The organism is Teichococcus wenyumeiae, from assembly GCF_003696345.1.
Lineage (GTDB): Bacteria > Pseudomonadota > Alphaproteobacteria > Acetobacterales > Acetobacteraceae > Pseudoroseomonas > Pseudoroseomonas wenyumeiae.
On record NZ_RFLX01000066.1, the window covers coordinates 1 to 11,083 of the forward strand.

The 11,083-nt window shown below is 67.2% G+C and carries 10 protein-coding genes and 2 pseudogenes; 10 read left to right on the top strand and 2 right to left on the bottom strand.

The genetic code is table 11. From position 1 onward, the window contains the following. The first annotated feature begins 198 nt into the window (after nt 1-198). Both EBE87_RS29540 and EBE87_RS26435 read left to right on the top strand, forming a co-directional pair. Complete coding sequence (locus EBE87_RS29540) at nt 199-483, top strand: transposase (protein WP_199707747.1); 285 nt, start codon at nt 199-201, stop codon at nt 481-483. After that, on the top strand, nt 453-1,109 hold the full coding sequence (locus tag EBE87_RS26435; RefSeq protein WP_199707755.1) for a transposase: 657 nt from the start codon (nt 453-455) through the stop codon (nt 1,107-1,109). The genes EBE87_RS29540 and EBE87_RS26435 overlap by 31 nt, the downstream gene beginning before the upstream one ends. 70 nt (nt 1,110-1,179) lie before the next feature. On the opposite strand, the gene EBE87_RS30415 is transcribed toward EBE87_RS26435, so the two are convergent. Then, entirely contained in the window at nt 1,180-1,350 is a 171-nt protein-coding gene (locus tag EBE87_RS30415) for a helix-turn-helix domain-containing protein (RefSeq protein ID WP_267898285.1), read from the bottom strand. Nucleotides 1,351-1,483: 133 nt separating this feature from the next. On the opposite strand from EBE87_RS30415, the gene EBE87_RS26445 reads away from it, so the two are divergent. From EBE87_RS26445 to EBE87_RS26460, 4 genes and pseudogenes are all read left to right on the top strand, one after another. Then, complete coding sequence (locus tag EBE87_RS26445) at nt 1,484-2,137, top strand: hydrolase (protein WP_120640148.1); 654 nt, start codon at nt 1,484-1,486, stop codon at nt 2,135-2,137. 162 nt (nt 2,138-2,299) lie between these two features. Continuing rightward, nucleotides 2,300-2,530: pseudogene (locus EBE87_RS26450) on the top strand (IS5/IS1182 family transposase); the annotation flags it as partial. Nucleotides 2,531-2,645: 115 nt separating this feature from the next. Further along, nucleotides 2,646-3,481, top strand: a pseudogene (locus tag EBE87_RS26455) (LysR substrate-binding domain-containing protein). A 108-nt stretch (nt 3,482-3,589) separates the two neighbouring features. Then, complete coding sequence (locus EBE87_RS26460; protein WP_120640149.1) at nt 3,590-4,525, top strand: pirin family protein; 936 nt, start codon at nt 3,590-3,592, stop codon at nt 4,523-4,525. 264 nt (nt 4,526-4,789) lie between these two features. Here the strand turns inward: EBE87_RS26460 and EBE87_RS26465 are convergent, their stop codons facing one another. After that, nucleotides 4,790-5,608: an IclR family transcriptional regulator gene (locus tag EBE87_RS26465; RefSeq protein ID WP_120640150.1), complete on the bottom strand. Its 819-nt coding sequence runs from the start codon at nt 5,606-5,608 to the stop codon at nt 4,790-4,792. Nucleotides 5,609-5,737: 129 nt separating this feature from the next. On the opposite strand from EBE87_RS26465, the gene EBE87_RS26470 reads away from it, so the two are divergent. The 4 genes from EBE87_RS26470 to EBE87_RS26485 all read left to right on the top strand — a co-directional run. Continuing rightward, complete coding sequence (locus tag EBE87_RS26470; RefSeq protein ID WP_267898286.1) at nt 5,738-7,828, top strand: 3-hydroxyacyl-CoA dehydrogenase NAD-binding domain-containing protein; 2,091 nt, start codon at nt 5,738-5,740, stop codon at nt 7,826-7,828. Next, a complete protein-coding gene (locus EBE87_RS26475) occupies nt 7,825-9,492 on the top strand; it encodes an AMP-binding protein (protein WP_120640151.1) in 1,668 nt (555 codons plus the stop codon). Before EBE87_RS26470 ends, EBE87_RS26475 begins: the two co-directional genes overlap by 4 nt. Further along, nucleotides 9,489-10,667: an acetyl-CoA C-acyltransferase gene (locus tag EBE87_RS26480; protein ID WP_120640152.1), complete on the top strand. Its 1,179-nt coding sequence runs from the start codon at nt 9,489-9,491 to the stop codon at nt 10,665-10,667. The genes EBE87_RS26475 and EBE87_RS26480 overlap by 4 nt, the downstream gene beginning before the upstream one ends. Before the next feature lie 12 nt (nt 10,668-10,679). Next, on the top strand, nt 10,680-11,083 hold a 404-nt coding region (locus EBE87_RS26485), incomplete at its 3' end, for an acyl-CoA dehydrogenase family protein (RefSeq protein WP_199707757.1).

The window sequence follows — 11,083 nt, forward strand, 5'->3', positions numbered from 1 at the left end:
ATCGTTACCGCCGGTCTGCCCATCGCGGCTCTCCCTACGATCACCTGCATGATCATAGGAATTTCGCGATCAGGACACTAGTCCAGTTTACGAGCCACCAACTGGACACTTCGAACGAACTCGCGGCGTGGTCGACTTCGAGATCTTCCGTCCGGTGCTGGATGCGAAGCTGGTGCGGTCGGATCGCAGCCGCGGCGGATGCCCGCCATATGGTGCCGTGATGATGTTCCGCATCCTGGTGCTGCAGGCGCTCTCAGCCTCTCGGATGAGCAGGCAGAATTCCAGCTGCGCGACTGGCTGTCCTTTATGCGCTTTGCGGGCCCTGCTCTGCACCAAGCGGTGCCGGATGCCAAGACGATCTGGCTCTACCGCAAACAGCTCAAGCAGGCAGGTGCCATCGAGGGGCTGTTCCGCCGCTTTGACGCGGTGCTGGCGGCCAAGGGATTCTCGCCATGGGTGGACAGATCATCGATGCAACCCTGATCGCAGCACCGCGCCAGAAGCTCACCACTGGGGAGAAGGCTACCATCCGGAAGGGCGGTACCCCCGCGGACTGGTCCCAGCACAAGCGGGCGCAAAAGGATTGCGACGCACGCTGGACACTCAAGCGCGGGCGCACCAATCCCAACGGCACGCAGCGCCAAGCCATCCAGATTGCCGTGCCGATCTTCGTGTACAAGAGCCACATCGGCATTGATCGGCAGCATGGGCTGATCCGCCGCTGGGCTGTCACGGATGCGGCGCAACATGATAGCCGCAGCTTTTGGGCTTTGCTGGATCCCGAGAACACGGCCAGCCGCGTCTGGGCCGACACCGCCTATCGCACCAAGCGTAATTTCGAAGTGCTGGAACGGCGTGGCCTGAGCGAACGCATTCAGTTCCGCCGGCCACCTCGGCGCGAACTCTCCGAACAACAGACCAAGGCCAATGCCACACGCGCCCGGATCCGCTCCAGCATCGAGCATGTTTTTGCCGCGCAAAAGCACCGCATGGCTCTCTTTGTGCGCACCATCGGCATCGCTCGGGCGCAGGTGAAGATCGGCATGGTCAATCTCGCCTACAACTTCGCCCGCTTGTCTTGGCTCAGCACCAGAGCTGCGCCCGCATAACTCCACAGCTCGGGGAAGAGCGGCACCGACCGCCGCCAGCGTACCATCCAGCCTCATCAGCAGGGCCGCGTCACGACCTGAGGTGACGATCCTGGTCGTGAAACCGCGTAGCAACCAGTAGTTCGAGGCGTACAATCGATCTGGACAGGTTGAGCCGGCGCGCGGCGGGTGAGATTCCCCCGGCATCCGCCACCTCCACGAATGTCTGCAGATCCTCGATCTCCAACTTGGCGTTCCTCATTCTGCGACACAGCTCGGCGTGACCTGGCACTATCGCACCACATTACGGAGATGCAATAGGGCGGCAGCGCTGCCCGGGGCGTAACGCTTCAAGAACACAGCGCATTCACCGCAGATACCAGGAAAGTACCGTCATGACATTCCGCAACGGCCTGAAGTCTCTTCTCCGTCCTGAAGACTCCGTGCTGGTCCTGATCGACCACCAGCCCTACCAGCTCACGAACCTGAACAGCCATGATCCGCAGATGGTGGTCAACAACACGACGGCACTGGCGAAGACTGCCAAGGCCTTCGGCGTCCCCACTATTCTGACCAGTGTGATCGCCGAGCGTGGCGGTCTCATATTCCCGCAGATCACCAATCTGTTTCCTGGCCAAGACGTCATCGACCGGACGTTCATCAATACCTGGGAGGATCCCAAGGTTGTGGATGTGGTCAAGGCGACGCGCCGGAAGCAGCTGATCATCGCGGGTCTCTGGACCGAGGTCTGCGTCGCAATGCCGGTGATCCAGGCACTCGGTGAAGGCTGGGATGTGACGGTGATCACCGATGCTTCCGGCGGCACCTCGGTTGAGGCCCACGAGGTCGCGATCCAGCGCATGATCGCAGCAGGCGCGAACATGATGACCTGGCTGGCCTTGGCGGCTGAATGGCAGCGCGACTGGGCCCGGTTGGAAACGGTTGCCGCCTTGACTGAGGTGCTCAAGGAACATGCCGCTGGCAGTGGCATCGCCTATCTGTGGGAACAGCAGCTTCTGAACACCCCGGTGCCAGTCCCGGCGCACTGATCTCCCCCGGGGGCAGCGGTGTTTGTCTGTGGCATGATCGCGGGGTCGATCACCCGCTGACGAGTGTCGCCCTCTTCCAGCAATGCAGCGGGACACTTCGAAAGACCTCGCGGCTGAGGCGCGAAGCTGATTCACTGCCGCTGGTCAGCGGAGGCAGTGGCGATGGCAGATCAGCCGGGCTTCTTCGATGTCGATGAGCGGTATGCGGCACTTTCTGCCGCGGGCGACCCGCTGGAGCGCCTTGCAGCGGTGGTCGACTTCGAGATTTTCCGCCCCATGCTGGATGCGGCACTGGTGCGGTCGGACCGCAGCCGCGGCGGCCGCCCGCCCTATGATGCGGTGCTGATGTTCCGCATCCTGGTGCTGCAAGCGCTCTACAGCGCCCACGAAGAGCGGTACCCGCCGCCCAAAGCCGGTGACCCAGCCGGGTCAGCAGGGGCGCGTCACAGCCTGAGGCGGCGATCCTGCGTGGGAACGCCATTCAACAGCGGGTACTTCGAGGTGTCCGATTGTCAGCCGTCGGCTCCTCAGGCTTGAAGCGGAGTTCGGCGTCCAGCTTCTCGCGCGAACGACCCGTGGTGCCGCACTCACGGAAGCTGGAGCCACATTCCGCGATTACGCAGCCAGAGCCTCCGCCGAGATCGAGACAGCCCGGGAGACGATCGTGCCGAACGGCGACCTTCGCGGCCGCTTACGGATCGCCATGTCGCTGTCTTTTGGCCCGACACATTTCTCCCCGATGCTCGCCGAGTTCGCGCGACGGCATCCCCGGCTCTCCATCCATACCGTCTACAGCGACCGCTTCGTCGATTTGGTCGCAGAGGGTTTCGACTGTGCAATCGGGTCGGAACACTGCGGGATTCCAATCTGATGGCGAAGCGCATCGGCCCGATCTATGGAAAGCTGGTCGCAAGCCCGGGCTATATCGCAGCGCATGGCTCACCGGAGACGCCGGGTGATGTCGCCGGTCACGAGGCACTCATGCAGGGCACGGAAAGCTGGCAGTTCATGGATGGTGACAGCACCGTCACGGTCCAGCCGCAGGGGCGCTTCAAGGCTGACAACGGAAATGCTCTCGCCGTTGCCGCCGTGGCAGGGCTAGGGATCGCCTGCCTACCCGATTGCATCACCCAAGGATACGTGGCTACAGGCGCGCTCGTCCCGATCATGACGGGCTATCCGCCGCCGGGAGCCGTGTATGTCATCCGCCCACCCGGCCAGCATCCCCCGCGAAAAATCCGGGTGCTCACGGAACTGCTGATCGAGATGTTGAAGCACGATCCACGTTTTGCGGAGGTAGGTCGGCCGGGCTCGAAAGGCCAAGCCCTGATGCCGGTCATGTGAGTTCCACTTTCCGCGACACAGCTGATCAAGTGTCATGGCTAGGCCTGGACGCAGCGGCTCGCTAGGTCAGCAATCCATGGAGGCGGCTTCCAGGAGATAGGAACGCGCATGAGTTGGAACCCAGCAATTGATCCGGGCTGCCCCGACGAGGTCGGCATGGACGCGATCGAGACCTTGATCGTTCCCCGCGCTCGGGATCTCGGCGGCTTCGAGGTCCGGCGCGCCTTGCCGGCGCCGAAGCGGCAGATGGTCGGACCATTCATCTTCTTCGACCAGGCCGGGCCGGCCGAGCTGCTGACCGGCCGGGGCATCGACGTCCGGCCGCACCCGCATATCGGCCTCGGCACCGTGACATACCTGTTCCGCGGCGATTTTCACCACCGGGACAGCACCGGGGCCGACCAGATCATCCGTCCCGGCGCGCTGAACTGGATGGTCGCTGGCCGCGGTGTGTCCCACTCGGAACGTACAGCAGAAGCCAGCAGAAATGGGCCGAACAGCCTTTTCGGCATCCAGACCTGGGTGGCTTTGCCTGACAGCCATGAGGACGTGCCGCCAAGCTTCGAGCATCATGGCAAGGAGGCGCTGCCGGTGATCGAGGACCGTGGCGTCTCGGTCAGGCTCATCCTCGGCAACGCCTATGGCAAACGCGCACCGGCGACGATGTTCTCGGAGACCTTCTACGCCGATGTCGCGCTCGAAGCAGGAAGCCGGCTGCCGATGCCGGACGATCATGAGGACAGGGCCATCTACATCGTCGAGGGTTCGATCTCGGTCGCGGGCCAGAATTACGAGGCTCCCCAGATGATGGTCTTCCGCCCCGGCGACAGGATCACGGTCGCGGCCGGCGCCAGGGGCGCGCGCCTCATGATCCTCGGCGGCGCGACGCTTGCAGGGCCGCGGTATATCTGGTGGAACTTCGTCGCTTCCTCCAAGGAGCGCATCGAGGAAGCCAAGGCCGAGTGGCGCGCGCAGAACTGGGGGAAGGGACGCTTCGATCTCCCGGTCAACGACCGGGACGAGCACATTCCTCTTCCGGACTGAATGCCGCCGAACATCAGATCGCAGGAGGTTGCCAGCGCGGTAGGCCATCTTAACAGCGTCACCTGCTGCATTGATCCTTCGAGGCGATAGCAATGATCAGAAGAGACAGGTTCACGAACTTGGCGTTCGCAATATACAGGCGCAGGCCAGACTGATTGTAAGACTGTTCGGGGGCGCAGCCTGAACACACGTCGCTTCAGCGCCTCGCACGTCCGGATCCAGCGTTTACAACAGAACCTATCGGTAGGCTGCCGAGCAGCAGGATCAGTGCCGCAGGCCGGCGAGGGTTTCGATCCTCTGGGTCACGGCGGCCAGGCGGGGTCCGATCTCCTGCAGGATGCGCTCCCGGCTCAGCATGAAGGCCGGCGCGCCGCAGTTCACCGCGACGATGCCGCCGGTGCTGAGCGCGAATGCGGCACCGGCGGCATGGACCGTCCGGTTCCAGTCGCCCACCGATATGGTGAAGCCAAGCGCGGCATGCATCTCCCGCGCCTCCTGCAAACCTTGTTGGATCATGGGCCAGCGCTCCGGCTCCGCCAGGGCAAAGCGTGCGTCCAGCGCGGCGCGCTCGGCGTCCGTTGCCACGGCGTAGTACGCGCGGCCCATTGCGGTCAGGCCCAGCGGTACGCGGGAGCCGATGCGGAGCTGCAGCGCCACGGCCGTGCGGGGGGAAAAGTGCTCGATGTACAGCATCGACAGCCCGTCGCGACTGCCGAGAGAGACGGATGCGTTGGTTTCCTCCGCCAAGTGACGCATCAACGGCGCCGCGACCTGGCGGATCGCAAGGTTGTCCAGCGCGAGCTGCCCCAATGGCACCAGCCCCAACCCAAGCTGGTACTTGGCGAAGCGCGGCAGGTAGCTCAGTTGGCCCAGCTTGGTCATCGTGTAGGTCAGGCGGGAGACGGTGGCCTTGGGCAGGCCGGTGCGCTCCGCCAGTTCCTGGTTCCCCAGCACGCTGTCCTCCGCCGTGAAGGCGCGGAGGATATCCATTGCCCGCGCCAGCACCTGGATGAACTGCCGGTCTTCCTCGTCCTCCTCCAGACCTGAAGTGGGCTCGGAGGCTGCTGACTGCCGCTTGCGCATGAAGGAGTCCTCTGCCGGAGAAAACAGGGCACTTGACCGCCCGCCCGGCCTACCGATAGGTCTTGCTTTAAACAGCAGAACTTAATTCTGCATTGTGGAATTACAAGCAAGAACATCGAGGGGAAATGCATGATGGCGGATGCCGGGCTCATCAGCTTGTCCGTGGAAGAAGGCGTCGCGGTCATCCGCATCGCCAACCCGCCGGTGAATGCCCTTGGGGCTGCCGTCCGTGCCGGCCTGGCAGATGCGCTGGCCCATGCCACGGCCGATCCCGAAGTGCGGGCCATCCTGATCACCGCCGAAGGCCGGACCTTCATCGGCGGTGCGGACATTACCGAATTCGGCAAGCCAGCGGTGCCGCCCACGCTGCCCGAGCTGATCGCCGCTCTGGATGCCTGCCCCAAGCCCGTGGTGGCTGCCATTGGCGGCGCGACGCTCGGTGGCGGGCTGGAAATGGCGCTGGCCTGTCATGCACGGGTTGCCTCTGCCGATGCCAAGCTAGGTTTGCCTGAGGTCAAGCTCGGGTTGGTGCCAGGGGCGGGGGGAACGCAGCGCCTGCCGCGGCTCATCGGCGCCGCGCAGGCCTTGCCGCTGATCCTCGAGGGCACCGCCGTCGACGCGGCGCAGGCCTTGCGCCTCGGCATGGTGGAAGAGGCGTCGGAGGGCGACCTGCTTCCCGCCGCACGGCGGCGTGCCCTGGCCCTGGCGGAAGCCGGCGGTGCGCTGCCTCGTATCCGGGACCGCCAGGACAGGCTCGGCCCGCGCGAGGCTTTCGAGGCGGCCGCGGCGGCAGCCTCAAAGCGCGCCGCCGGAAATCCGGCTGCCCTTGCCTGCATCGACTGCATCCGCGCCGCCTTCGAGAAACCTTTCGACGCCGCTCTGGCCTTCGAGCGCGAGACCTTTCTGCGGCTGATGCAGGACGAACGGTCCAAGGCCCTGCGGCACGTCTTCTTCGCCGAACGCGCAATCGCGCGGATCCCGGGCCAGCCCCGCGACGTCATGCCCCGACGCGTCGGGCGCGCGGCGGTGGTCGGCGCCGGCACCATGGGCGGCGGCATCGCCATGGTCTTCGCCAATGCCGGCATCCCCGTGACGGTGATCGAGACGGCGCAGGAGGCGCTGGACCGGGGGCTCGCACGCGTGGCGGCGAACTACGCCACCTCCGTGCAGCGCGGCAGCCTCCTGCCGGAGGAACGCGACCGCCGCATGGCGCTGATCGAGGGCCGGCTGGGACTGGACGCGGCGGCCACGGCCGACGTGGTGGTGGAAGCGGTGTTCGAGGATCTTGGGCTGAAGCGCGAGATCTTCGCCCATCTGGACCGCGTCGCTAGGCCGGGCGCGCTGCTGGCCAGCAACACCTCCTACCTCGACATCGACGCGATGGCCCAGGCCACGGGCCGCCCCGGGGATGTGCTGGGGATGCATTTCTTCTCCCCCGCCAATGTCATGAAGCTGCTGGAAGTGGTGCGCGGCGCGGCCACCTCGCCTGACGCCCTGGCCACGGCGGTGGAGCTGGGGCGGCGTCTGGGCAAGGTGCCAGTGGTGGTGGGCGCCTGCCACGGCTTCGTCGGCAACCGCATGCTGGCCCGCCGCACCGCCCAGGCCGAACGCCTGCTGCTGGAAGGCGCGGCGCCGGAGGAGGTGGACGCCGCGCTGGTGGAATTCGGCTTCCGCATGGGGCAGTTCGCCATGATCGACCTGGCCGGCCTCGATATCGGCTGGCGCGTCCGCAAGGCTACCGGCAAGACCGCGCCGGTGGCCGACGCATTGTGCGAAGCCGGGCGGCTCGGTCAGAAGGCTGGGCGCGGCTACTACAGCTACCCCGACGGTGCCCGCCAAGGCGTACCCGACCCCGCCGTGCACGAACTGATCGGACGCATCGCCGCGCAGCTCGGCATCCCCCGGCGCGAGATCGGGCGGGAGGAGATCACGGAACGGCTGATCCTTCCCATGATCGACGAGGGCGCGCGCATTCTGGAGGAAGGCATCGCCGCGCGGCCCGGCGATATCGACGTGGTCTGGCTGAACGGCTACGGCTGGCCCGCTTGGCGCGGCGGCCCGATGTACCATGGCGACGTCCTGGGCGCCGCCACGGTGGCGCGGCGGCTGGAAGCCCATGCCGAGCGCTCCGGTGACGCGTCCCTGCGCCCCTCCACCGCCCTGGATCGGCTGGCGCGGGACGGGCAGGAATTCGGGGCCCTGGCGAGGGCGACGGCGTGAGTGCCCGCCCGCCACACCCCTGGGAGGCCGCCTATCCGCCAGGCTGCCGCTGGGATGCCCCGGTGCAGACCAGCACCTTTCCCGCGCTGTTCGACAAGCTGGTGGCCGATGGCGGTACGCGGCCGGCGCTGCGCTACCGCAGGGCCAGGCTTACCTACGCGGAACTTGGCGCGCTGGTGGCGCAGGCGGCCGGCGCCTTCCGTCAACTGGGCGTCGAAAAAGGGCAGGCCGTGGCGCTCTATTTGCCCAACACGCCCTGGCATCCCGTCTGCTTCTTCGCGCTGACCTGCCTGGGCGCGCGGGTGGTGCATCTCAGCGCGCTGGATGCGCGGCGGGAACTGGCGCATAAGCTGGCCGACAGCGGCGCGCGGCTGGTGGTGACCACCGATTTCGCATCGCTGCTGCCGCAGGCAGCGTGGTTGCTGGACAGTGGCGCCGTCGACCGCGTGCTGGTCGGCGAGGATGCCCGCTGGGGCGGTGAGCCCGTTGGCGAGCTTCCGCCCGGCCTGACGCCCCTGTCCCCGCTGATGGCGGAGGCGGCGCCCGTCCTGGCTTGGCCGGATGCGGCGCCCGAGGACGTCGCGCTGCTGCAATACACTGGCGGCACCACCGGCCTGCCCAAGGGCGCCATGCTGACCCACGGCAACCTGACCGCCGCCGTCGGCATCTACCAGAACTGGGACGATGGGGAATACCTGGTGCCGGGCGAGCAACGCATCATGGGCGTGCTGCCGCTGTTCCACATCTACGCGTTGACCACCGTGCTGCTGCGCCACCTGGCCGACGGCAACGAGGTGCTGCTGCACCCGCGCTTCGATGCCGGGGCGGTGCTGCGCGACATCGCGGAGCAGCGCGTCACGCTGATGACCGGCGTGCCGACCATGTGGATCGCGCTGCTGAACCACCCGGATGCGGGGCGGACCGATTTCTCCTCCCTGCATGCCTGCGTCTCCGGCGGCGCACCGCTGCCGTTTGAGGTAGGGCAGAAGGTGGAGCGGCTATTCGGCCAGCGGCTGCGCATCGGCTGGGGCATGACCGAGACCTCGCCCGCCGGCACCCGCGTGCCCGTGGGCGCGCCGCTGCGCCCCGGGCTGATCGGCGTTCCCCTGCCGGGGATCGAGATCCGCATCGTCTCGCTGGACGACCCCGGCCGCGAGGTGCCGGCGGGGGAGGCGGGGGAGATCGCGATCCGCGGGCCCAACGTCTTCCGCGGCTACTGGAACAAGCCCGTCGACACGGCGGAGGCCTTCCGGGACGGCTGGTTCCTGACCGGCGACCTCGGGCGGCTGGATGCGGACGGGTTGTTCTCGCTGCTGGACCGGCGCAAGAACATGATCATCTCGGGCGGCTTCAACGTCTATCCCGCCGCCGTCGAGAGCGCCCTCTACGAGCATCCCGACATCGTGGAGGCCATCGTCATCGGCATCCCCGACGAATACCGCGGGCAGTCCGCCAAGGCCTTCGTGACGCTGCGGGAGGGCGCGCCCGAGTTGACGCTCGATGCGCTGAAGGACTTCCTGCACGACCGCCTGGGCCGGCACGAAATGCCCGCCGCCCTGGAAATTCGCCACAGCCTGCCGCGCAGCCCCGCCGGCAAACTGCTGGCCAGCGTCCTTGTCGCCGAAGAGCGCGCCCGTTCCGGCGCGCGGGAGCACCAGCCGTGACCGATGCCGTGATTGTCTCCACCGCGCGCACGCCCATCGGGCGGGCTTATCGCGGCAGCCTGAACAACACCCACGGCGCCGACCTGACCGCCCACGCCATCGGCGCCGCACTGGCCCGGGCGGGCGTGGAGCCCGAGGCCGTGGAGGAGGTGATCCTCGGCTGCGGCTATCCGGAAGGCGCCACGGGCGGCAACGTGGCCCGCCACGCGGCGCTGCGCGCGGGTCTGCCGGTCTCCTCCGCCGCGCAGACGGTCAGCCGCTTCTGCGCCTCGGGCCTGGAAGCCATCGCCGCCGCCGCCAAGCGCATCATCGTGGACAAGGTGCCGGTAGCGGTCGCGGGCGGGGTGGAATCCATCAGCCTGGTGCAGCCGCACGTGAACCGCGCCGGCTACCGCAACGCTTGGCTGGAAGCGCACCGGCCGCACATCTACGACACCATGATTGACACCGCGGACCTGGTCGCGGAGCGCTACGGCATCTCCCGCGAGGCGCAGGACGCCTTCGCGCTGGAAAGCCAGCGGCGCACCGCCGCCGCCCAGCAGTCCCGGCGCTTCGATGATGAGATCGTCCCCATCGCCGCCATTCGCAGCGTGCCGGACAAGGATGGCAGCACGCCCCGGCTGGAAGAGGTGACGCTGGAGAGGGACGAGGGCAACCGGCCCGACACCTCCGCCGAAGGGCTGGCGAAGCTGAAGCCGGTCAAGGAAGGCCGCTTCATCACCGCCGGCAATGCCAGCCAGCTCTCGGACGGCGCCAGCGCCAGCGTGCTGATGTCGGCGGAGGAAGCGGCGCGGCGCGGCATCGCCCCACTGGGCATCTTCCGCGGCCTGGCCGTGGCGGGCTGCGAGCCTGAGGAGATGGGCATCGGCCCCGTCTTCGCCGTGCCGCGCCTGCTGGCCCGGCACGGGCTGCGCGTGGACGACATCGACCTGTGGGAGCTGAACGAGGCCTTCGCTTCCCAGTCCATTTATTGCCGGGACCAGTTAGGCCTCGACCCCGCCAAGGTGAACGTGAATGGCGGGGCTATCTCCATCGGCCACCCCTTCGGGATGAGCGGGGCGCGCATGGTCGGGCACGCGCTGCTGGAAGGCCAGCGGCGAGGCGCTCGCTTCGCCGTGGTGACCATGTGCGTCGCCGGCGGCCAGGGCGCGGCCGGGCTGATCGAGTTGAGCTGAGGGAGAACGAGCATGGACCTGCGTTTCACGCCTGAGGAAATCGCCTTCCGCGACGACCTCCGCCGCTTCTTCCGCACCGAAATCCCCGAGCACATCCGCCGCAAGGTGGGGGAGGGGCGGCACCTGTCGCGCGAGGACCTCGTCACCTCCCAACGCATCCTGAATGCCGCCGGCCTCGCCACGCCCAACTGGCCGGTGGAATGGGGCGGCAAGGACTGGTCGCCGGTGCAGCGCTACATCTTCACGGAGGAGCTGCAGCGCGCCGCGGTGCCGCTGCCGCTGCAGTTCAATGTCTTCATGGTTGGCCCCGTGATCGCCACCTTCGGCTCGGACGAGCAGAAGAAGAAGTTCCTGCCGGCCACGGCCAACCTCGACATCTGGTGGTGCCAGGGCTTCTCCGAGCCCGGCGCCGGCTC

Coding starts and splice junctions, on each gene's coding strand:
- EBE87_RS26445 (WP_120640148.1), top strand. CDS start 1,484: ATGACATTCCGCAACGGCCTGAAGTCTCTTCTCCGTCCTGAAGACTCC.
- EBE87_RS26460 (WP_120640149.1), top strand. CDS start 3,590: ATGAGTTGGAACCCAGCAATTGATCCGGGCTGCCCCGACGAGGTCGGC.
- EBE87_RS26470 (WP_267898286.1), top strand. CDS start 5,738: ATGATGGCGGATGCCGGGCTCATCAGCTTGTCCGTGGAAGAAGGCGTC.
- EBE87_RS26435 (WP_199707755.1), top strand. CDS start 453: ATGGGTGGACAGATCATCGATGCAACCCTGATCGCAGCACCGCGCCAG.
- EBE87_RS26465 (WP_120640150.1), bottom strand. CDS start 5,608: ATGCGCAAGCGGCAGTCAGCAGCCTCCGAGCCCACTTCAGGTCTGGAG.
- EBE87_RS29540 (WP_199707747.1), top strand. CDS start 199: ATGCCCGCCATATGGTGCCGTGATGATGTTCCGCATCCTGGTGCTGCA.
- EBE87_RS30415 (WP_267898285.1), bottom strand. CDS start 1,350: ATGAGGAACGCCAAGTTGGAGATCGAGGATCTGCAGACATTCGTGGAG.